Genomic DNA, 269 nt, shown 5'->3' with positions numbered 1-269 from the left:
GCGTCTGTTTCTTTACGACTCGGCTGTATCTGCCGTGTGACTTGAATATTTAGAGTATCGAGTGGTTTATCAATTAACACTTTATCTAATATTGGAGTGTTTTTAATACTTGCTTTGGCGTTATCATTGGCACTAACTTTCGTAGTTTCAGTGTTGTTGTTTGCATTTAAGAAACTGCTATCTAAACGGTTCGCTGAACTAAGGCCGTTATCAGTCTTCTTTGCATTACTGTTGGTGTTTTTTGTGTCAGAGCCGCTATTTAAGCGCCC

Annotated in this window: 1 protein-coding gene; it reads right to left on the bottom strand. The window is 39.0% G+C overall.

The features are described 5' to 3' along the window. Positions 1–269 (bottom strand): hypothetical protein (locus SB725_RS31450; protein ID WP_410923328.1); only part of this gene is annotated, 269 nt, incomplete at both ends.

Source organism: Pseudomonas sp. SIMBA_041 (assembly GCF_046535095.1).
Lineage (GTDB): Bacteria > Pseudomonadota > Gammaproteobacteria > Pseudomonadales > Pseudomonadaceae > Aquipseudomonas > Aquipseudomonas mucoides.
This window is presented reverse-complemented; position numbering and strand designations above follow the sequence as displayed.